Here is a 19836-nt window from a genome sequence, read left to right on the forward strand (position 1 = left end):
GCAAGGCAATGCTGTGGTGCGCTTTGTGCGGATTTCCAACCTTCCCCCTTTCATTGATGGCAATCCTGTCCTACTCTTGCAGGGCTGCTGGTCCCGGGCGGGTGGTCTGCGGGCTGTCGGCGATGGATTTCCACAGGAGGGATTAATGAAGAAGTGGATTGCTCCGGCCCTGATCGCCGCCGCCGCCATGGTTGGACTGAGCGGGGAGGCCAAGGCCGAAGGTGGTGGTGTTCTCGGTATCCTGAGCTGCTCCAAGACCGGCACCGGGACGACCTATGTCCTGCATTCCCGCAACCCCGTCGAGTGCACCTATGACGGCATCGGCGGCCCGCAGAAATATACCGGCATCGACGGCATCCTGCTGGGTATCGACCTGGAAATCGAGAACAAGGCCGTGATGGGCTATCTCGTGCTCGGCGGCACCTGGAAGGACAAGAACAGCCTGGAAGGCTACTTCGTCGGCGCCAAGGCTTCGGCGACCCTGGGTGTCGGCATTGCCGCCCAGGCGGGTCTGGCCGGCATCGGCAACGATATCACCCTGGTTCCCATCGGCCTGGGTGGCCAGATCGGCATCGGCGCCACCGGCGGCATCAGCTACCTGGCCATCAACGGCGCCAAGTAAGTCTGGCCCAAGGGCAAAAGGATAAAGGCGGCCCCCTAAGGGACCGCCTTTTTTCTTGGCGCTGACCGCTGCCGCCGATCAGCTGTATTCCAGGCCGTTGGGCTCGTAGACCACGATCTTGCTACCCGACGTGTCCACGTCGAAATCCACGTGGATCAGGTTCTTCAGGCGCTCGCGCACCTTGGCCTGGTTCTCGGGGCGCACATAGAACAGCATGAAGCCGCCACCGCCCGCGCCCAGCAGCTTGCCGCCGATGGCGCCCGCGTCCATGGCCGCCTGATAGATCTCGTCGATCTCCGGGGTGCTGACCGCGTCGGCCAGTTCCCGCTTCAGCAGCCAGCTTTCATGCAGCAGTTTGCCCAGGTCGTCCAGCGGCCGGTCGACCGGGGCGCTCATGATGGAAATGGCTTCGTCCACCATGGCGGCCATCTTGTGGATATGGGCGCGGCGGTTGTCCATATTGGCGATCTGCTTGGCCGCCACCTTGTCGGCGAAGCGCGAGAAGCCGGTGAAGAACAGCATCAGCGAGCCGATCATGGCCTTGCGGCGCTCGGTGGCGATGATCAGTGGCGCTACGTCGAAGCTGCCGTCGTGCAGGAAGGAGATGCGGTTCATGCCGCCATAGGCGGCCCAGACCTGATCCTGCGATCCCACATTCTCGCCAATCACCTGCTGCTCGATGCGGATCGCCTCCTCGGCCAGCTGCTTCTTGGTGGCCATGCGACCTTGCTTGGCCAGCAGGGTGTTGATCAGACCGACAGTGAAGGAGGACGACGAGCCCATGCCCGAGCGGGCGGGCAGATCGCCGTCATGGTGGATTTCGACACCGGAATCCACTCCCATTTCCGCCAGAACGGCGCGCACCGCCGGATGCTGGATCTCGGAAATCTCGTTGACGTTTTCCACCTGGGAATAAGCGATGCGGTGCCTGTGGGCGAAGAAGGGCGGCAGTGACCGCAGGGTGATGTAGCAGTACTTGTTGATGGCGAAGCCCACCACCTGACCGCCGAACTGCTTGAACCAGGTGGGGTAGTCGGAACCACCGCCGAACAGGGATACACGAAAAGGGGTGCGGCTGATGATCATGCCTTGGGCTTTCCTGCGGCCGGGGTCGTCTGTTGCGGAAGCACGCCGCCGGCCTCGGCCAGGCTGTCGGGGGTGCCGATATCGATGAAGGCCGCGCCCTCGGCCCGCCAGCCGAAGATCCACCCGTCCGGAGCCTCGCCCAGGAAGTCGCGTTCCAGCGAGGCGCCGGTTCCGGCGGCGAGGCGCTGCAGCGCCTGGGCCGACAACAGCAAGGCGCCGCCATTGATCCAACCCGGACCGGCCAGGGCCGGGTCCTTCTCGGCGAAGCGGGTGACGTTTCCATCGGGCTCCATCTCCACCCGACCATAGCGTGAAACATCGTCCACGGCGACACACAAGAGCGATATCGGTCGGCCGGCCATGCGGTGGGCCGCCAGGAACGCCCCGAAATCGGCTTCCAGCCAGGTGTCGCCGTTCATCACCATCACCGGCTCGCCCGTCAGGGAAGGCATGACATGGCGCACGGCGCCACCGGTCCCCTGCGGCGCCGGTTCCACCACCGGCACCACCGGCAGCGGATAGATTCGCTGGTTCAGGTGGTCGATCACCTGTCCGGCTCCCACGCCCAGGGACAGCACCGCCCGCCCGGCGCCGAGGGCGGCCAGATGATCCAGCAGATGGTCGAGGAAGGGACGGCCGTTGATGGGGGCCAGCACCTTGGGGGTATCGCCCAGCACGCCCCGGATACGGGTGCCCAGGCCACCGGCCAGGACGATGACGTCGATGCCGTCGAGGCCCTTGCTCATGACGGCCCCATCACGGCGCGGTCGGGGACGATGTCCAGGCCTTCCGCCTCGGCGACGATCCAGCGTGGCCGACCACGTACTTCCTTGTAGATCCGCACGATATAGAGGCCGACGGCCCCCAGGGCGGTCATGACGCTGCCCCACAGGAAGAAGGCCAGGGCGGCGATCAGCCAGCCCGAGACACCGCCCCCCAGCCCCCAGGCGACCAGGGCGGCCAGCAGCAGCACCGGCACCAGGGCCGAGCCCGCCAGTCCGGCGCATAGGGTGAGGTAGATGGGTAGGAAGGAGAAGGAGGTGATGCCCGCCACCGTGGCCTTGAAGGCGTTGCGGTGCAGGCCGGTGAACTTGCTTTCGCCGCAATGCCTCGCCTGACGCTCGTAGTCAACGAAGGCCTGCTTGAAGCCCAGCCATACCGCCAGGCCACGGATATAGGGGTCATGCTCGCGCAGGGACAGCAGATGCTGCGCGGCACGGCGCGACAGCAGCTTGAAATCGCCGGATTCGATGGGCATCTGCCCGCGCGAGGTCCAGTTGATGATCTGGTAGGCGCGCCGGGTCAGCCACATGCGCACCGGGTCCTCGCCATGCCGGGCGATGCGGCGGGTATGGACCACGTCGCAGCCGTCGCGCCAATGGGCCAGCAGGGTCGGCAGCAGTTCTGGCGGGTCCTGCAGGTCGCAATCCATGTAGATCAGGGCGTCGCCGGTCGCGGCGGCCAGCCCGGCCAGCACACCTTCCGACGGCCCGGCCCGGCGCGCGGTGGTCAGGAACTTGACGCGGGGGTCCTTGGCGCGGGCCTCGACAAGAATCTCGCGCGAACGGTCGCACGAGCAATCGTTGACGAAGATGAATTCATAGCCCTCGGGCTGGGAATCGGCCATCAGGGTCAGCCTGCGGATCAATTCCGGCAGATTGTCCTCTTCGTTCCGAAACGAGAGGATGATGGACACCAAATCCGACTTCATGTCAAACCGCCGACCCAGACCCGTAAAAAGCGCGGGCGCACTGTAGGGAATGGGGGCGGGCTTTTCAACCTTCGCCACCCGCTTCGGCGGGGCGGGGCATGACTTTATTGCTTTTTGGCCCGCCGCCGGGGTATTTCGATCACTTCCAACCTGCTTCGAGGTGGCCGTGGCCAAGATTCTGTTCATCAGCGACAACCTGCTCAACGAGGGGTTGGGCATCATGTCGCTCAGCTCCTACGTCAAGGCCAAGGGGCACGCCGTCGATCTCACCATGCTCACCGACCATCCCACCACCGAGTCGGTGCTGGCCCATATCCGGGCGTCCAAGCCCGATCTGGTCGGTTTCTCGGTGATGACGCCGCAGGTGGAGGCCTTCCGGCCGCTGACCGCCGTCATCAAGGAAAAGCTGGGCCTGCCCATCATCTGGGGCGGGGCGCACTGCATGTTCATGACCGAGCAGGTGGCCACCTATCCCGGCATCGACTACATCTGCATCGGCGAGGGCGAGGAAGCCCTGCTCGACGTCATGGACCGGCTGGGCTCGGGCCGCGACTGCCTCGACGTGGCGGGGCTGTGGTCGCGCCGCGAGGACGGCGCCTGGCAGAAGAACCCGGTGGGCAACCTGGAGCCGCTGGACCAGTATCCGCCGCCCGACCGCGAACTGTATTACGACCGCTATCCGCTGCTGGCGGGCATGGGGGTCAAGCGCTTCATGACCCAGCGCGGCTGCCCCTACAAGTGCTCCTACTGCTTCGAGCCCGCCATGGCCGACATGTATGACGGCAAGGGCAAGCTGGTGCGCCGCCGCTCGGTGGATCTGGTGCTGGAGGAAATCAAGGCGACGGTGACCAAGTACCCCACCCGCCAGGTCCATTTCTCCGACGATACCTTCAACCTGAACAAGAAGTGGGTGCACGAGTTCTGCTCCCGCTACAAACAGGCCATCGGCCTGCCGTTCTCGTGCAACATCTCGGTCCAGATCATCGACGAGCCGCTGGTGGCGGCGCTGAAGGCGGCGGGCTGCCGCGGCGTGGTGTTCGGCCTGGAGACGGGGGTCGAGGAGACCCGCATGAAGACGCTGAGCAAGCCGATCCCCAACGCCACCTATCTCGAGACCTGCCGCCTGTTGCGCAAATACGGCATCCACTACGTCTCCAACATCATGTTCGCCCTGCCCAACGAGACGCTGGAACACGCCATCGAGAGCATCAAGTTCAACCGCGAACTGAAGCCGCTGGGCACCAAGACCTGCATCTTGAAGATGTACAAGGGCACCAAGCTGGCCGACGAGGCCCTGGCCAAGAACTGGTGCGAGGCCGAGGGCGAATTCACCTACAAGTCCCGCGACGTGGACGGCAGCCATCCCCATCTGGAAAACATCCTGTGGGCGGGCTATCTGCTGGTGGTGATCCCCGGCCTGATCCATTTCGCCAAGCCCATCCTGACCAGCCGCTGGTCCAGGTATTTCCGCTGGCTGATCCTGGTGCAGCACATCCAGGACCTGATCTTGTTCAACATCACCCCGATCCAGGCGCTGGTATTCTTCTGGAAGTCGCGCAAGACCTTCCTGCACGGCATCGCGGGCCGGCAGGACGACGACTACCAGGAGCAGGGCCGGGCGGACGACAAGAAGGCCGCCTGAGCGGGCAGGATGCCCGCTCAGGCCTCACCTCAATTATAGAAGCGCGGCCGTTCCTGCCGCCTGGGGTCACACCCCCCTCGGCTTGCCTCCCAGGGCGGGAAGGATGTCGGCCAGCCGGTCGGCGCGGGCCAGTTCGCGCCCGCCGGACCGTACCACCCAGCCCTTGCGGCGGCGGTCCTTGGCGATGGTGAATAGCGGCCGTTCCAGGGTATGGCGATAGACCGAGAAGGCGGCCTCGTCCGGGCCGATATCGATGGCGTAGTCGCGCCAGTCGCCATTGGCGACCCGCCCGGCGTAAAGCGCCAGGATCTGGCTGAGTTCGGATTTCTCGAAGCGGACGAAGCCGGGCTTCGCTTTGTATTCGGCCATGCGCACCAGGGTGGACATGACCGGCCCGCCCGTCAGCGGATGGGGGTCGAGGCCGGAACGAAGCCGATCAGGTGATCATTGCCTTCGTTATAGGGCTGCGAATAGCAGCTGGGCCTGGCCAGGGTGGTGTAGCAATAGACCTGGGGCGGCGGCGCGGGCTTGCCCGGCCAGTCGCGGCAATACTCCTCGCCCCGCTCGGCGCGCGGGCTGGAACAATCCTTGTCGGCGATCCAGCCGATGATGTGGTCGCCGATGGTCTTGTGGGTGTTGATGAGGCTGAGCGCCTCCAACTGGAAGAAGGTGTAGGGATTGGGCAGGGGCTTGGGCGCGTCGCCGATTCCGGCGCGGCTGACATAGCCGCACCCACCGAGGACCAGAACCAATGCCAAAACGGCGTAACGCCCGATCATTTCTATGATCCTTGAACCTGCTTCCAGGGTATTCTGTGACTCGTGGGGTGCGGAATCAATGGGCAGTTTCTGCCCATCGGGGAGGACGACAATGGCGGTCGAGACACCTTGCGGCGAACTGGGCCAGACGGCCCCGGATTTCACCTTGCCCGGCATCGACGGCAAAATGTGGTCCCTGGCGGATAAGGCCGGGCCGCGCGGTACCCTGGTGGCCTTCATCTGCAACCACTGCCCCTATGTGGTGGCCATCATCGACCGGCTGGCGCGCGACGCCGCCGAACTGTCGACCCTGGGCATCGGCGTGGTAGCGATCAATGCCAACGACGCCATCCAGTATCCCGAGGATTCCTTCGCCGCCATGAAGGAGTTCGCGGCTCGCCATCGCCTGGGCTTTCCCTATCTCCATGACGAAAGCCAGGAGGTGGCGCGGGCCTATGGCGCGGTGTGCACCCCCGACTTCTTCGGCTATGACAAGGATCTGCGGCTTTGCTATCGCGGGCGGCTGGACGCCTCGGGCCGCCTGCCCGGGGCGCCGGATGCGCGGCGCGAGCTGTTCGAGGCCATGCGCCAGGTGGCGGAAACCGGTATGGCGCCCACGGAGCAGGTGCCCTGCATGGGGTGCTCCATCAAGTGGAGGTACTGACCAGCTTCGGGTCCAGCCGCTTCTGCAACCCGTCGCCCAGCAGGTTGAAGGCCAGCACGGTCAGCAAGATGGCGGCGCCCGGCCATACCGCCAGGGCGGGGGTGCTCCACACCACGTCCATGGCGCCGGTCAGCATGTTGCCCCAGGACGCCAGCGGTGGGCGGATGCCAAGGCCGAGAAAGGACAGCGCGCTCTCGATCAGGATGATGTGGCCCACCGATATGGTGGTGGAGACCACCACGGGCGAGGCGATATTGGGCAGGATGTGGCGGCGCATGATGCGTCCGGGACTGGCGCCCGCCACCACCGCCGCCCGCACATAGTCGCGCGAGCGCAGCGACAGCGCCGAGGCCCGCACCAGCCGCGCCACCGTGGTCCAGCCGACGCAGCCGATGATGACGGCGAGGCGGGCCACGGCGAAGCCCTCGCTGGCGGCCAGTTCGGGGTCGAGGCCCAGCCGGGCGGGATCGGCGGCGGCCAGCACGATCAGCAGCGGCAGCAGCGGCAGAGCCATCACCCCATCGGTCAGACGCATCAGCACCGCGTCGGCCCATCCGCCATGGAACCCCGCCAGCAGGCCGATGCCGGTGCCGATGATCGCCGCCAGCACGGCGGTGACGGCGGCCACCGCCAGTGAGACGCGCCCGCCATGCAGCAGTCGGGCGGCGAGGTCGCGGCCCAGCTCGTCGGTGCCCAGGGGATGCTCCCAGGAGGGCGGGGCGTAGCGGGCGGCGAGGTCCAGGGCCTCGGGGGCGGGCAGCACCAGCGGCCCCAGCGCCACCGCCAGCAGCAATAGGACCAGCAGGGCGGCTCCGGCCCTCATCGGACCCGCACCCGGGGATCGAGGCGCCAATAGGCGAAGTCGGCCAGCACCGAGCCCAGCAGGGTCATCACCGTGGCCAGCAGCAGGCCCGACAGCGCCAGATTGAAGTCGTTGCCCATCACCGCCTCATAGATCAGGCGGCCCATGCCGGGCCAGGCGAATACCGTCTCGGTGATCAGGGCGCCGGAAAACAGCCCGCCCAGTTCCAGCGCCACGATGGTCACCACCGGGATCAGGGCGTTGCGCAACTGGTGATGCAGCAGCACCCGGGCGGGGCCGCAGCCCTTGGCCCGGGCGGTGCGGATATAGTCGGCTCCGGCCTCGGCCAGCATGGCGGCCCGCATATGCCGGGCGTACTGCCCCAGCCCGGCCAGGGCGAGGGCGCTTCCCGGCAGGATCAGGTGGATCAGGCGGCCACCGCCGCCGGTCTCGCCCATGCCACCGGCCGGCAGCCAGCCCAGGGTGACGGCGAAGACCACGATCAGCATCAGCCCCAGCCAGAACACCGGCACCGATACCGAGGCGGTGGCCAGCACGGTCACCAGCCGGTCGGTCCATGATCCGGGGCGCAAGGAGGCCAGGATGCCCAGCGGCAGCCCCAGGGCGAGGGCGAGGGCGAGGCTGGTCAGCATCAGCAGGGCGGTATTGACCATGGCCGGGGCCATGGTGTCGGCCACCGGCCGGGCATAAAGGCGGGAATAGCCCAACTCGCCCCGGGCCACCTGCGCCAGCCATCGGACCCAGCGCTCGGTCCAGGGCTGGTCCAGCCCGTAGAGCGCCTTGAGCCGCAGGGCGTCCTCGGCGGTCAGGCGGGGATCGGCGGCGATCATCAGGTCGATGGGATCGCCCGGCATCAGCCCCATCAGGCCGTAGACCACGAAGGACATGGCCAGCAGAACCAGGGCGGACTGGAGGAGGCGACGGGAGATGATGCCGATCATGGCCCCCACCCCGGCCCTCCCCCACGCGCCGCGCGGGGGAGGGGGACGTCAAGCGGCTCCCTCCCCCGGCTTTGCCGGGGGAGGGTTGGGGAGGGGGCGAGACCCGTCACTCCCACCGCCAGGCCTCCACCCAATAGGGCGACGGGTCCTGGTGGCCGGTGGGGACAAGCCCCTTCAGCGCCTTGGGCAGGATGAAGGAATCCGCCTTGAACACCAGCGGCAGGGCGGGCAGGTCCTCGGCGTAGAGCACCTGCAACTGGCGCCACAGCGCCTTGCGTTTGGTTCGGTCCAACTCGGTCTCGATGGCACCCAGCAAGGCGTCCATGGCCGGGTTGGCATAGCCGGTATAATTCTGCCCCGACCAGGAATTCCCGGCGGTGGGGATGGAGTCGGAATGGAGCGTCGAGCGCGGCACGCTTTCCGGCGCCGAATACCAGGCGAACATGGCCATGTGGGGGAATTTGCGCTTGGTCACCGTCTCGCCGAACAGCACGCGCGGCGGCTCGGCCTTCAGGCGCAGCTCGACGCCGATCTTGCGCCATTGCGCCTGCAAGACCTGGGAGACCAGTTCGCGCGAGCGGTTGCCCGCCGTGGTGACCAACTCCAATGCCAGCTTGTCGCCCGCCGCGTTGGCGCGGATGCCGCCGGGGCCGGGCTTCCATCCCGCCTCGTCCAGCAGGGCGCCCGCCCGGGCTGGATCGAACGGGTATTTGGCGATGTCGTCGGCATGGACCCAGTCCAGCGGCGGCACCAGGGAATGGGCCACCGGCTGGCGGCCCTCGAACAGTTGGCGGGTCAGGGACTCGCGGTCGAGGCCCAGCAGCAGTGCCTGCCTGACCCGGCGATCGGCGAGCGCGGGGGCGCCCAGATTGAGGTCGAGATGCTCGTAGGTCAGGCTGGGCTTGGTGATGACATTGAAACGGGCGCCGTGGCGCTTTTCGAAGGCCAGCGACTGCTCCAACGGCAGGCCCAACTCGCCCGCAATCATGTCGATGCCGCCCGACAGTAGATTGGCCTCCAGCGAGGCGGTGTTCTCGATGGCGCGGATCACCACCCGCTTGAAGGCGGGCTTCGGCCCGGTCCAATGGGGGTTGGGCTCCAGCGCCACATGGCTGCCCTGGGTCACCTGAGCGATGCGATAGGGGCCGTTGTACAGGCCGGGATTGGTGGTGTCCTGGTCATAGGCGGTGCGGTTGCGGTACTCGGCCGGAGCGGCCTCGAAGCGGGGGCGCTCCAGATGGGCGGGCAGCAGCCGCAGGTCATTGATGGCGTTATAGTCGAACGTCACCCGATCCAGGTGCAGGATGAAGGTCCGCGCGTCCTTGATCTCCACCCGGGGGATGCGGCGATACAATTCGGCGCTGGCGATGCCCGACTGGGGATGGCGGCCCACCGTCCAGGTGAAGGCGACGTCGTCGCTGGTCACCGGCGTGCCGTCGCCCCATTTGGCCCCGGCCTTCAGGGTATAGGTGACCGCCATCCCCTTCTTGCCGTCGGGCAGGGTCTCCTGCCTGGCCAGCCCGTTCTCAAGGGTGGGCAGGGTCTCGCACAGCAGGCAGGCCAGTTGCCAGTTCGGATCATAGGCGGTGACCGGGCGATGGGCGAAGGCCAGGACATAGGTCTTGGCCAGCATGGATTCGATGGAGGGATGGAAGGTGGCGGGGAACTGGGTGATGCCGATCACCAGTTCGTCCTTGGTCTGGGCCTGGGCCGGAAAAGACAGCAGCGTCGCCAGCAGCGTGGAGGCAAGCAGTCGGCGCATGGGAGTCTCCCGGGGTTGGAACGCCGGGACAGGATCGAACCCCCACCCCCGGCTGTCAAGCCGGGGGAACGGTCATGGCTGGTTCATGCCCCCCCCTCCCAACCTCCCCCCGGCTTGGCCGGGGGGAGGTTGGGAGGGGGGGGGGGTTGAAGGCTACTTGGCAGCGGCCTGGCGCATGGGGCAGCCCACGGGCAGCTTGTCCGGGTCGATCTTGCCATCGGGGCCGATGGCGGCTGCGAAGCCCGGGCCGCCCATGCCACGGCCATAGCCGGGGCCCTGTCCGCGCCCGTATCCGGGGCCGAAGCCCTGGCCGGGGGTGAAGGTTCCGTCCTGCATGGCCTTGACCATCTGTTCATGGCGCCATCCCGGCGTCCAGCTTTGGGCGGGAGTGGGGTCGGCGGCCTGGGCGGTGCAGGCTGCGACGATGGTGATCAGGCCGAGACCGGCGATCAGTTTGAACATGGTCTTCATGGCGACCTCCTTAAGCATCTCTTTTTCCCATGAGGCCATTTGATCATCCGCCGGTAACAGGGTGATGTCGGCTCTCGTAACACAAGGTAACTTCCCTTTTCGGGAGCTTCGGGCATCATCTGGGGTTCGGACAGCGACAGGGGGCGGTGATGACGGCGGCGATCCAGTGGAAATTCTTCCGCGCGGGCGGGTTCGATCAGGTGCGGCTGGATACCGGCGTCTCGCTGGCGGCGTTGGGCTCGCTGGACCAGAAGCTGTGGGCGGTGCTGAGCTGCCCGACGCGGGGGATCGAGATGGACCCTCGGACCCTGGATATCCTGGATACCGACAAGGATGGCCGCATCCGGGCGGGCGAGGTGATCGCGGCGGTGGAATGGGCCTGCTCTCAGTTGAAGGACCCGGATATCCTGCTCAAGCGCGAGGATTCGCTGCCGCTGGAGGCCATCGATGACGGCAAGGACGAGGGCAGGGCGGTGCTGGCTGCCGCCCGGCGCATCCTGGCCAAGAGTGGCAAGGCCGGGGCCGAGGTCATCACCCTGGCCGATGTCGCCGGGGTCGAGGAGGTGTTCTCGGCCAACGACTTCAACGGCGACGGCGTGGTGCCGCCGGAAATCGTCGACGAGCCCGCGCTGCGCTCGGTGATCGAGGACATGGTCAAGACCCTGGGCGGCGAGATCGACCGCAGCGGCCTTGAAGGCATTACCCGTGCCAAGCTGGACGATTTTTTCGAAGCGGCCGAGACCTATGTCGCCTGGGCCGACAAGGCGGCATCTGATTCGGCATTGCAGCCCCTGGGCGAGGCCACCGACCCGGCGGCCGAGGCCCTGGCGGCGGTGTCCGACAAGATCGAGGACTGGTTCACCCGCTCGGCCCTGGCCGCCTTCGATCCCCGCGCCGCTGGGCCGCTCAACCGCTCGGAGGAGGATTGGGTGGCGCTGTCCGGCAAGCTGCTGTCGCCCGCCGAGGAAAGCCTCGCCGCCTTTCCCCTGGCCTGCGTCACGGCGGGCGGAGACCTGCCGCTGGGCCTGGGCGGCAATCCGGCCTGGGCCTCGGCCATGACCACGTTCACCTCCCTGGTGGTGGTGCCGCTGCTGGGCAGCCGCGACGCCCTGTCCGCCGAGGACTGGACCGGGATCAAGGCTCGCTTCGCCGCATGGAATGCCTGGCGGGCGGAACGCCCGGTCGGACCGGTGGGTGAACTGGGCGCGGCGCGCCTGCGCGAAATTCTCGCATCTGGCGCCAAGGTCGCCATCCTCGACCTGATCGAAAAGGATTTGGCCCTGGAGGCCGAGGCCAAGGCCATCGCCTCGGTGGACCGGCTGCTGCGCTGCTGCCGCGACCTGATGACTCTGCTCAACAATTTCGTCGCTTTCCGCGACTTCTATACCAGGAAGCGCAAGGCGGTGTTCCAGGCGGGCACCCTTTATCTGGACGGCCGGTCCTGCGAATTGTGCATCAAGGTGAATGATCCGGAAAAGCACGCAGCCGTCGCCAGCCTGTCGCGCATCTATCTGGTCTATTGCGACTGCACCCGCAGAGGCGGCGAGTCCGACGAGAAGATGTTCATCGCCGCCGCCGTCACCGATGGCGATTCCGATCAGTTGATGGTGGGGCGCAACGGCGTGTTCTACGACCGCCAGGGCGGCGACTGGGACGCCACCGTGGTCAAGATCATCGACCATCCCATCGGCATCCGCCAATCCTTCTGGGCGCCCTATAAGAAGGTGGGCAAGATGATCGGCCAGCAGGTCGAGAAGATGGCCGCCGCCAAGGCCGCCGCCCCGGCCGCCCCGGTGGTGGCCCTGATGCCTGCCCCTGCCGCCGCTCCCACCGCGCCGCCGCCCCGGCCCGCCGCCACCCCTGCCGCCGCTGCTCCCGCCGCCGCCGCGCCGCCGCCCTTCGACGCCGGACGCTTCGCCGGCATCTTCGCCGCCCTGGGCCTCGCGGTAGGCGCCATCGGCACGGCCTTGGCATCGGTGGTCACCGGCTTTCTGTCGCTGCCGTGGTGGCAGATACCGCTGGCCCTGGGTGGCGTGCTGCTGCTGGTGTCGGGGCCGAGCATGCTGATCGCCTGGTTCAAGCTGCGCCAGCGCAATCTGGGGCCGATCCTGGATGCCAATGGCTGGGCGGTGAACACCCATGCCCGCATCAATATTCCGTTCGGCACCGCGCTGACCCATCTGGCCAAGCTGCCCGAGGGTGCCCAACGTTCGCTGAAGGATCCCTATGCCGAGAAGGAGGCGCCGTGGCGCACCGCCGTGTTCCTGGTGGCGGTGGTGGCGGTGGCGGGCGCCTTGTGGAAGTTCGGCGTCATCGCCCGGCTGTGGGCGGCGGCGACCGGCGGCGCTGGGTAGGCGCCGCCTATTCGGCGGCGGTGTCCTTGATCCGCTCGATGCGGGCGCCGCAGGCGGCCAGCTTTTCCTCGACCCGCTCATAGCCGCGATCCAGGTGGTAGACGCGGTTGATGATGGTCTCGCCCTCGGCGGCGAGCCCGGCCAGGATCAGCGAGACCGAGGCGCGCAGGTCGGTGGCCATGACCTGGGCGCCCGACAGCCGGGGCGCGCCGCGCACGATGGCCGAGGCGCCGTGGACATTGATGCGCGCGCCCATGCGGGTCATTTCCGGCACATGCATGAAGCGGTTCTCGAAGATGGTCTCGGTGATCATGGAGGCCCCGGACGAGGTCGCCATCAACGCCATCAACTGGGCCTGCATGTCGGTGGGGAAACCGGGATAGGGCTCGGTCATGATGTCGACGCCCCGGATGTCGCGGCCCTCGGCCGAGACCCGCATGCCGCGCGGGGTCTCTTCCACCAGCACGCCGCATTCGGTCAGGACCTTGTTGACCGATTCCATCAGGTCGAAGCGGGCGCCCACCAGTTCGATATCGCCCCGGGTGATGGCGGCGGCCACGGCATAGGAGCCGGTCTCGATGCGGTCGGGCACCACCGAATAGCGGGCGCCGTGCAGACGGTCGACACCCTGGACCCGCAGCGTGCCGCTGCCGATGCCGTCGATGTTCGCGCCCATGGCCACCAGGCAATGGGCCAGGTCGGCCACTTCCGGCTCGCGCGCCGCATTGGCGATGACGGTCTCGCCCTCGGCTAGGCAGGCGGCCATCAGGATGTTCTCGGTGCCGCCCACGGTGACCTGCGGGAAGATGATATGGGCGCCCTTGAGGCGGCCATTGACCCGGGCGACGATATAGCCCTCCTCCAGCTCGATGACGGCGCCCATCTGCTCCAGCGCTTTGAGGTGGAGGTCCACCGGCCGCGTGCCGATGGCGCAGCCGCCGGGCAGGGAAACCCGGGCCTGGCCGCAGCGGGCCAGCAGCGGCCCCAGCACCAGCACCGAGGCCCGCATCTTGCGCACCAGGTCATAGGGCGCGGTGGTGTTGGTGATCTCCGCCGCCGTCAGCTCCAGCACCCGGCCGGTATGGCCGCCGTCCTTGGCGTCGCCGTTCAGGATCATCCGCGCCCCGTGCTGGGCCAGCAGATTGGCCATGGTGGTGATGTCCACCAGATGGGGCAGATTGGCCAGCGACAGGGTTTCGTCGGTCAGCAGGCAGGCCGGCATCAGGGTCAGCGCGGCGTTCTTGGCGCCGCCGATGGTGATGGTGCCCTTGAGCGGCGTTCCGCCGTGGATGCGGATCCTGTCCATGCGCTTTGTGTCCTGAAGAAACGGGATGCCTCGTTTAGCCCGCCGCCGATGTCCGGGTCAAGGTCGGCGGCCAAGCATGGCAGATTAGAATTTTTGCGATTTGACTCGGGGTTAATGTTGCGGTGCGATATGTTTGCCGTGAGTTTCGTTCGACGATGCTCGCCAAGGAAGGGGGGTGCCAGGGGAAATCAAGGATTTCCGCGGCATCCATGAAACAAGGGGAAACGCATATGAACATTTTCCGCACCGCCATGGCCGCCGCGCTGTGCCTGGTCGCCGCCATCGGCATGGCTCAGGCCCAGGCCAAGAAGCCGACCCAGGACGAGGTCAAGGCCCTGACCCTCAAGGCCGCCGAACTGGTCGCCGCCAAGGGCATCGACGAGGCCGCCAAGGTCTTCACCACCGAAGGCGACTTCAAGTATGGCGAGGTCTATATCAACGTCATCGACACCCAGGGCAACTGGGTCGTGTTCCCGCCCAAGCCCGAGAACAAGGGCAAGAGCGTGCTGAACTTCGTCGACGAGGACGGCAAGGAACTGGGCAAGGACATCCTGAACACCGGCCTCAAGGGCGAGGGTTGGACCGAATACCGCTGGAAGAACCCGGCCACCAACACCATCCAGCCCAAGGTGACCTATGTGAAGCGGGTGCCGGGCAAGGACCTGATCGTCTATTCCGGCATCTATAAGTAAGAGGAGGCGGGCATGTTCGAGCGACCGATCGCCCTGCTGCGTCATACGCCGCTCGCCGCCCGCATCACGGTGGCGCCGTTCATCATCCTGGCGCTGACCGCATTCTTGCTGGTCATGGCGGACAGGCAGGCCCGCACGGCCCTGTCCGCCATCGACTCCATCCATGTCCAGGCCGCCGAACGGCGCATCCAGGCCGATGCGCTGATCGCCGTGGTCTATCAGACCCATTCCGATGTTTCCCGTCATCTGGCCCTGGTGGATTCCGGCACCTCGGAAGCCAAACTGGAGTCCATGCGCAAGGCCATCGCCGCCAATCTGGCCAAGGCGGGCGGGCTGGCCGACAAGTTGAAATCCGATCCCAGCGTGGCCGAGGCCATGGCCGATATCCAGACCCGCCTGGCCAATTACGCCAAGGCGGTGGCCCAGATGAACGACATGGCCCAGAGCGACCGCCTGATCGCCATCCCGCTGATGAGCCATGTGGACAAGCAACTGGCCGAGATGGCGGCCAAGATCGACGCCACCCAGGCCATGATCGAGGCGGGGGCGGTGGATGCGGCGCAGAAGACCCGCGATGCCGCCGACGAGGCCGCCCGGCGGTTCTGGATTCTGACCGCCGTGCTGATGAGCGTGTTCATCTCGGTGATCCTGCTGGTGGTGCGCAGCATCACCGGGCCGCTGGGACACCAGATCCAGGCCATGCGCTCTATTTCCAAGGGGCATCTGGAGACCCTGGTAGACGGTACCGAGGCCCGCGACGAGGTCGGTTCCATGGCCCGCGCCCTGAAGGTGTTCCGCGACAATGCACTGGAGGCCGAGCGTTTGAGGGCGGAGCAGGGGCGCATGGCCGCCGAGGCCGAACGGGCCAAGCGCGGCGCCCTTCAGGCCATGGCCGAGACGGTGGAGCGCGAAGCCGATGCCGCCGTTGGCAATGTCACCGCCCGCACCCAGGCGGTGATGGGACGCGCCGATGACATGGAAGTGTCGGCCCGCCGGGTCGACGCCAAGGCGCAAAGCGTCGCCGCCGCCGCCCAGCAGTCCCTGGCCAATGCCCAGACCGTGGCCGCCGCCGCCGAGGAACTGACCGCCTCCATCGATCAGATCCGTGGGCAGATGGGCCATTCCACCGAGGTCACCCGTCGGGCGGTGGATACCGCCGGTCATGCCCGCTCCACCATGGAGGACCTGATCAAGGCGGTGGCCCGCATCGGCGACGTGGCCGGGCTGATCGCCGATATCGCGTCGCAGACCAATCTTTTGGCCTTGAACGCCACCATCGAGGCGGCCCGGGCCGGTGACGCGGGCAAGGGCTTCGCCGTGGTGGCGGGCGAGGTCAAGAACCTGGCCAACCAGACTTCGAAGTCCACCGAGGAGATCAACCGCCAGATCGCCGAAATCCGCGCCGTCACCGACGACAGCGTGGCGGCGGTCAAGCAGGTGATCGCCGCCATCACCGAGATCGAGGAGATCAGCGCCACCATCGCCGAGGCGGTGGGGCAGCAGGGCGAGGCCACCCAGGAAATCGCCCGCAATATCGTCCAGACCACCTCGGCGGCCCAGGAGGTCTCGGCCAATATCGGCGAGGTCTCGGACGAGGCATCCCAGACCGGCGGCCACGCCGCCCAGGTGCGCGCCATGGCGGGCGAAGTCTCGTCGGCCATCGCCACGCTGCAGCAGGTGCTGGTGCGGGTGGTGCACGACAGCGTCCGCCACGCGGGATAGGCTTCCCTTTGGCAGGATCATGGGCTAATACACCCGCCCATGATCCTGACGCCCATCGACCACAGCATCCTCGGCGGCCTCAAGGCCGAGTTCGACCAGGCCCTGGCGGATGATCCGCTGGCCCGGGCGGTGTTTCGGCGCGTCACCCATCTGGTGCCCGAGGGCGATCTGCTGAGCCTGTCCACCGATCCCGACCACCATCGGGGCGCCGTGGAACTGTGCCGCCGCTTCGGCTTCAAGATCCTGGAAATGAGCCCGCAGCAGCATTTCACCTGGGACGGCGAGGCGGTGGCGGTCCATCTGGAACCCAGCGTGCTGATCCACGAGGTCGCCCATTACCAGTTGGCGGCGCCTGAGCGCCGCGCCGTACTGGATTTCGGCCTGGGCGCCGGGCCGGAAACCGGCCGCAAGGCCGAGGCCGACGCGGTGCAGTCGCTGTTCCTGCCCGAACGCGATGTGGAAGAGGGGCTGTGCTCCCTGTTGGGCATCCTGTGGGAGGCCGAACTGGGCCAGCCCGCCGTGCTGGCCTTCCTGGAGCAGAACTGGCTGGAAGGTGGCAGTAGCCTCCACAATATCGCCCATTTCCGCAAGGTGGTGCGCTGGCTGCGCGCCATGGAGTTGATCGACGACACCGGCGCCCCCACCATGGGGTTGCGCACCGAGGGCGACGATACCTTCTTCGCCCGCTGGTTCGCCGACTGAACCCTTCGCCGTCTAAGGCGCCGATCTCGGGGCGAGGGCTTCCAGGGCCAGTTTCATGCCTTCAATATCCACGGGTTTGGTGATCAGCGGCAAGCCGCTGGCGGAAATCTTGCGCATTCGCTCAGGGGTGGCTTCGCCCGTGATCAGAAGCACGGGAAGGTCGGGGATGATCTGCCGCAGATAGGACGCGGTATCGACACCGTCCATGCCTCCGGGCAACAGGAAGTCAATGATGGCGATGTCGGGGCGGACTTCCCGCTTGGCCACCATGGCGATGGCCGCTTCCCCCTTTGTCGCCTCGACGCACAAATATGACCACCGCTTCAGGACCGCGCGGGTTGCTCTTTGGATGGACTCGTCGTCCTCGACCACCAGAACCGTCGGCAGGGCGGAGCGTGAAGTTTCCGTCATGCCCCGGGCGGAGGTCTCGAAGCTGGCCGATGCAACCAGTACCTTTCCCTTGCCATCGATAAGAGCCACGGGCACCGCGGCCCGCCGCACGGCTTCATAGGCCAGGGACAAGGGGTTTCCTTCCGCCCCTCCCAGAAGGGATTGCAAACGGGACAGGATCGCGGTGCTGGGATGATCGACGCCACGCTCCCAGCGCGACACCGTTCGCTGGCCCACTCCCAGAAAGGCAGCAACGTCGTGCTGGCTCAATCCGGCTTCCTTCCGGAAGCGCAGGATTTGCCCTCCCACATCTGTCTCTTCCATCTGCTCTCCGTTTTTCATGGCGGCGGATGTGATGCCGAGGGTTCAATGCGATGGTAGGGGCGGCAACGTCTAACGGCGTCTCGACTCAATTCGCCACATCCGTCGATATTGGAATCCGGACGGAGAACATGGTTCCGACACCGGGGGTGGAGATGACGGAAATTCCGTGATCCAGCAGACCCGCCAGCCGCTTGATGATCGCCAGTCCGAGGCCAAGCCCTTTCACCTGCTGCCTAGCCGGATTATCGAGTTGCCGGTATTCCTCGAAAATCTCATCCATCTTTTCCCCTGGAATGCCAATTCCGTCGTCATGGACCTGGATCAGGACATGGCCGGTCTGGCGGCGGCATCCCACGATGACACGTCCGCCGGGGGCGAACCGGATGCCATTGGCCACCAGATTGCCGAGAATCCGGCAGAGCAGGGCCGGATCGCTTCGTACCACGCAAGAGGAGGCCATGAAGCGAAGGTCGACATCGGCGGCGGTGGCGCTCCGCCGGAACTGTCCCTCGACCCGTTGGAAAATGGTCTGGATGGCGCAGTCCGAAATGGCGGGGACCACCACTCCGGCCTCCAGTCGCGACAACTCCAGCAGCGCGTTCAACTGTTCGGTCATGCCGCTGATCACGCCGTCCATCTCCTGAAGAAACAGTTCGGCATCCTTCTGATCGTGGCTGCGATCCGCGGTTCCGCTGGTCATGGCCGCCAGCAGAAGGCGCAGGGCGTGGACGGCCTGGCGCAGGTCATGGCCGGTGGCCGCCAGGAACCGGGACTTGGAGGCCAGTGCCTCTTCGGCCGCCTCCTTGGCCCTGCGCAAGGCCTCGGTCATGGAGTTGATCCGGGCCAGCAGGAAGTCCTCCTCCCGCTCCACATCCATCAGCAGGACCGCGATGCCCAGGGCCGCCAGGGAAGGAAGCGCCAAGAGGAAATAGAATGCCTGAAAGCCGTCCAGGCTGACGAAGTGCGGGATATGGCTCTTGCGGATTGCCACATCGCCGATGCGCACGGCCAGGAGTCCGATCCAGCCGATGAAGGAGGCCTCGAGCAGTGCTGTGCTGCGTGATCGGTGTTCCCTCCAGCAGCCATGCAAGATGATGGCTCCGTGGACGAAGAATGGCAGGCGCGCCAGCGAAATCAGGACGATACGCGAGTCGATGGAGGGATAAATCCTGTAGGCCGTCCAGTAACCGGCAGCCAGACCCAGGGTGGCAATGCCATAGACCATGACGGGGATGCTTCGCCGCGCGATGACGCAGGCTCCGGCATGGGCGGCAAGAGTGGAGAGCATGACCAGGATGTTGCCGCCCGTGACGAACGGAACCAGCCATCCCGGAGGGTGAAAGATGATCAGCAGCAGCCCTATCCCGTAAAGGGCCGCGGACACGGCAAAGTACCTCCATGGCAGATCGCGGCGCCGTGTGCCTCCGATGACCAGGATGGTGGCGGCGGTGGCCAGGGATACCAGCGCCGACGAAAAGGCCAGGGTGCCCACGTCGAGCTTGAGCATGTCTCTTCAGTCTCCGCGCCTGATGCCGGAACGCATCCCCGTTCCGTCCGGACGCCAATATTGGTTGGGTCGAGTCTGCCGGTCCATAGCCTTTCCGTGTGTGGGGCCGCTCATGGCGGGCTTGGAATCACAACGGCGCCTCGCGATCGGCAGGGCCGGGCGCCCGCACAAAATAAGCAAAACAGTACTGATTTACTTCAATAGGCATCTTGGATTCCTTGGCTTGTTCCTGGGTGTTCTTTCTCATGTTGCAAGGCGGCATGGCGATATTCGCACGTCATATTGTGACATTATAATTGTGGGAATTATCGTTGATTTGCGCGGTGCGTGGACGTCACAGCGCACGCTAGTGATACAGA

Annotated in this window: 19 protein-coding genes; 7 read left to right on the forward strand and 12 right to left on the reverse strand. The window is 66.3% G+C overall.

What is annotated here, in order from left to right; all coding sequences use genetic code 11:
* The first annotated feature begins 145 nt into the window (after positions 1-145).
* Positions 146-622: a DUF992 domain-containing protein gene (locus A6A04_RS17040; protein WP_068495013.1), complete on the forward strand. Its 477-nt coding sequence runs from the start codon at positions 146-148 to the stop codon at positions 620-622.
* Positions 623-700: 78 nt separating this feature from the next.
* Here A6A04_RS17040 and A6A04_RS17045 read toward each other — a convergent pair whose 3' ends face one another.
* The 3 genes from A6A04_RS17045 to A6A04_RS17055 are packed head-to-tail and all read right to left on the reverse strand — an operon-like array spanning position 701 to position 3419.
* Complete coding sequence (locus tag A6A04_RS17045) at positions 701-1708, reverse strand: GHMP family kinase ATP-binding protein (RefSeq protein ID WP_068495016.1); 1008 nt, start codon at positions 1706-1708, stop codon at positions 701-703.
* The gene (locus tag A6A04_RS17050) at positions 1705-2454 is read right to left on the reverse strand and encodes a sugar phosphate nucleotidyltransferase (protein ID WP_068495018.1); all 750 of its coding nucleotides are present in this window, start codon (positions 2452-2454) and stop codon (positions 1705-1707) included. The genes A6A04_RS17045 and A6A04_RS17050 overlap by 4 nt, the downstream gene beginning before the upstream one ends.
* On the reverse strand, positions 2451-3419 hold the full coding sequence (locus A6A04_RS17055) for a glycosyltransferase family 2 protein (protein ID WP_068495020.1): 969 nt from the start codon (positions 3417-3419) through the stop codon (positions 2451-2453). Before A6A04_RS17055 ends, A6A04_RS17050 begins: the two co-directional genes overlap by 4 nt.
* Positions 3420-3585: 166 nt before the next feature.
* Here A6A04_RS17055 and A6A04_RS17060 point away from each other — a divergent pair, with 166 nt between their 5' ends.
* The gene (locus A6A04_RS17060) at positions 3586-5061 is read left to right on the forward strand and encodes a B12-binding domain-containing radical SAM protein (protein ID WP_172822804.1); all 1476 of its coding nucleotides are present in this window, start codon (positions 3586-3588) and stop codon (positions 5059-5061) included.
* Between the two features lie 66 nt (positions 5062-5127).
* On the opposite strand, the gene A6A04_RS17065 is transcribed toward A6A04_RS17060, so the two are convergent.
* Both A6A04_RS17065 and A6A04_RS17070 read right to left on the reverse strand, forming a co-directional pair.
* On the reverse strand, positions 5128-5448 hold the full coding sequence (locus A6A04_RS17065) for a DUF2794 domain-containing protein (RefSeq protein ID WP_068495024.1): 321 nt from the start codon (positions 5446-5448) through the stop codon (positions 5128-5130).
* Between the two features lie 14 nt (positions 5449-5462).
* Complete coding sequence (locus A6A04_RS17070) at positions 5463-5840, reverse strand: hypothetical protein (RefSeq protein ID WP_068495026.1); 378 nt, start codon at positions 5838-5840, stop codon at positions 5463-5465.
* A 91-nt stretch (positions 5841-5931) separates the two neighbouring features.
* Between A6A04_RS17070 and A6A04_RS17075 the strand changes: the two genes are divergently transcribed.
* A complete protein-coding gene (locus A6A04_RS17075) occupies positions 5932-6483 on the forward strand; it encodes a thioredoxin family protein (RefSeq protein WP_068495028.1) in 552 nt (183 codons plus the stop codon).
* On the opposite strand, the gene A6A04_RS17080 is transcribed toward A6A04_RS17075, so the two are convergent.
* From A6A04_RS17080 to A6A04_RS17095, 4 genes are all read right to left on the reverse strand, one after another.
* Positions 6467-7306: an ABC transporter permease gene (locus A6A04_RS17080; protein WP_068495030.1), complete on the reverse strand. Its 840-nt coding sequence runs from the start codon at positions 7304-7306 to the stop codon at positions 6467-6469. The genes A6A04_RS17075 and A6A04_RS17080 overlap by 17 nt on opposite strands.
* Positions 7303-8247 (reverse strand): ABC transporter permease, encoded by a 945-nt coding sequence (locus tag A6A04_RS17085; protein WP_068495032.1) that lies wholly within the window; start codon positions 8245-8247, stop codon positions 7303-7305. Before A6A04_RS17085 ends, A6A04_RS17080 begins: the two co-directional genes overlap by 4 nt.
* 106 nt (positions 8248-8353) lie before the next feature.
* Positions 8354-10009, reverse strand: a complete 1656-nt coding sequence (locus A6A04_RS17090; RefSeq protein WP_068495034.1) for a peptide ABC transporter substrate-binding protein — start codon at positions 10007-10009, stop codon at positions 8354-8356.
* Between the two features lie 153 nt (positions 10010-10162).
* Complete coding sequence (locus A6A04_RS17095) at positions 10163-10498, reverse strand: hypothetical protein (protein ID WP_245651263.1); 336 nt, start codon at positions 10496-10498, stop codon at positions 10163-10165.
* 131 nt (positions 10499-10629) lie between these two features.
* Between A6A04_RS17095 and A6A04_RS17100 the strand changes: the two genes are divergently transcribed.
* Positions 10630-12834 (forward strand): hypothetical protein, encoded by a 2205-nt coding sequence (locus tag A6A04_RS17100; RefSeq protein WP_068495036.1) that lies wholly within the window; start codon positions 10630-10632, stop codon positions 12832-12834.
* A gap of 7 nt (positions 12835-12841) precedes the next feature.
* Here A6A04_RS17100 and murA read toward each other — a convergent pair whose 3' ends face one another.
* Entirely contained in the window at positions 12842-14140 is a 1299-nt protein-coding gene (murA, locus tag A6A04_RS17105; RefSeq protein WP_068495038.1) for a UDP-N-acetylglucosamine 1-carboxyvinyltransferase, read from the reverse strand.
* A 230-nt stretch (positions 14141-14370) separates the two neighbouring features.
* Here murA and A6A04_RS17110 point away from each other — a divergent pair, with 230 nt between their 5' ends.
* The 3 genes from A6A04_RS17110 to A6A04_RS17120 are packed head-to-tail and all read left to right on the forward strand — an operon-like array spanning position 14371 to position 17256.
* Positions 14371-14832, forward strand: coding sequence for a cache domain-containing protein (locus tag A6A04_RS17110; RefSeq protein ID WP_068495040.1), 462 nt, complete (start codon positions 14371-14373; stop codon positions 14830-14832).
* Positions 14833-14844: 12 nt separating this feature from the next.
* On the forward strand, positions 14845-16554 hold the full coding sequence (locus A6A04_RS17115; RefSeq protein WP_068495042.1) for a methyl-accepting chemotaxis protein: 1710 nt from the start codon (positions 14845-14847) through the stop codon (positions 16552-16554).
* A 39-nt stretch (positions 16555-16593) separates the two neighbouring features.
* The gene (locus tag A6A04_RS17120) at positions 16594-17256 is read left to right on the forward strand and encodes a hypothetical protein (protein WP_068495044.1); all 663 of its coding nucleotides are present in this window, start codon (positions 16594-16596) and stop codon (positions 17254-17256) included.
* Between the two features lie 12 nt (positions 17257-17268).
* Here the strand turns inward: A6A04_RS17120 and A6A04_RS17125 are convergent, their stop codons facing one another.
* Together A6A04_RS17125 and A6A04_RS17130 are read right to left on the reverse strand one after the other, a co-directional pair.
* Positions 17269-17970, reverse strand: a complete 702-nt coding sequence (locus tag A6A04_RS17125; RefSeq protein WP_068495047.1) for a response regulator — start codon at positions 17968-17970, stop codon at positions 17269-17271.
* An 85-nt stretch (positions 17971-18055) separates the two neighbouring features.
* Complete coding sequence (locus A6A04_RS17130; protein ID WP_068495049.1) at positions 18056-19477, reverse strand: sensor histidine kinase; 1422 nt, start codon at positions 19475-19477, stop codon at positions 18056-18058.
* Positions 19478-19836: the final 359 nt, after the last annotated feature.

The sequence above is a fragment of the Paramagnetospirillum marisnigri genome, from assembly GCF_001650715.1.
Lineage (GTDB): Bacteria > Pseudomonadota > Alphaproteobacteria > Rhodospirillales > Magnetospirillaceae > Phaeospirillum > Phaeospirillum marisnigri.

Excerpts from the sequence above, each read along its gene's own strand:
- A6A04_RS17130 (WP_068495049.1), bottom strand. The coding sequence starts at position 19,477 with ATGCTCAAGCTCGACGTGGGCACCCTGGCCTTTTCGTCGGCGCTGGTA.
- A6A04_RS17110 (WP_068495040.1), top strand. The coding sequence starts at position 14,371 with ATGAACATTTTCCGCACCGCCATGGCCGCCGCGCTGTGCCTGGTCGCC.
- murA (WP_068495038.1), bottom strand. The coding sequence starts at position 14,140 with ATGGACAGGATCCGCATCCACGGCGGAACGCCGCTCAAGGGCACCATC.
- A6A04_RS17065 (WP_068495024.1), bottom strand. The coding sequence starts at position 5,448 with ATGTCCACCCTGGTGCGCATGGCCGAATACAAAGCGAAGCCCGGCTTC.
- A6A04_RS17115 (WP_068495042.1), top strand. The coding sequence starts at position 14,845 with ATGTTCGAGCGACCGATCGCCCTGCTGCGTCATACGCCGCTCGCCGCC.
- A6A04_RS17075 (WP_068495028.1), top strand. The coding sequence starts at position 5,932 with ATGGCGGTCGAGACACCTTGCGGCGAACTGGGCCAGACGGCCCCGGAT.
- A6A04_RS17100 (WP_068495036.1), top strand. The coding sequence starts at position 10,630 with ATGACGGCGGCGATCCAGTGGAAATTCTTCCGCGCGGGCGGGTTCGAT.
- A6A04_RS17070 (WP_068495026.1), bottom strand. The coding sequence starts at position 5,840 with ATGATCGGGCGTTACGCCGTTTTGGCATTGGTTCTGGTCCTCGGTGGG.
- A6A04_RS17050 (WP_068495018.1), bottom strand. The coding sequence starts at position 2,454 with ATGAGCAAGGGCCTCGACGGCATCGACGTCATCGTCCTGGCCGGTGGC.
- A6A04_RS17090 (WP_068495034.1), bottom strand. The coding sequence starts at position 10,009 with ATGCGCCGACTGCTTGCCTCCACGCTGCTGGCGACGCTGCTGTCTTTT.
- A6A04_RS17080 (WP_068495030.1), bottom strand. The coding sequence starts at position 7,306 with ATGAGGGCCGGAGCCGCCCTGCTGGTCCTATTGCTGCTGGCGGTGGCG.
- A6A04_RS17045 (WP_068495016.1), bottom strand. The coding sequence starts at position 1,708 with ATGATCATCAGCCGCACCCCTTTTCGTGTATCCCTGTTCGGCGGTGGT.
- A6A04_RS17040 (WP_068495013.1), top strand. The coding sequence starts at position 146 with ATGAAGAAGTGGATTGCTCCGGCCCTGATCGCCGCCGCCGCCATGGTT.
- A6A04_RS17055 (WP_068495020.1), bottom strand. The coding sequence starts at position 3,419 with ATGAAGTCGGATTTGGTGTCCATCATCCTCTCGTTTCGGAACGAAGAG.
- A6A04_RS17095 (WP_245651263.1), bottom strand. The coding sequence starts at position 10,498 with ATGCTTAAGGAGGTCGCCATGAAGACCATGTTCAAACTGATCGCCGGT.
- A6A04_RS17120 (WP_068495044.1), top strand. The coding sequence starts at position 16,594 with ATGATCCTGACGCCCATCGACCACAGCATCCTCGGCGGCCTCAAGGCC.
- A6A04_RS17125 (WP_068495047.1), bottom strand. The coding sequence starts at position 17,970 with ATGGAAGAGACAGATGTGGGAGGGCAAATCCTGCGCTTCCGGAAGGAA.
- A6A04_RS17085 (WP_068495032.1), bottom strand. The coding sequence starts at position 8,247 with ATGATCGGCATCATCTCCCGTCGCCTCCTCCAGTCCGCCCTGGTTCTG.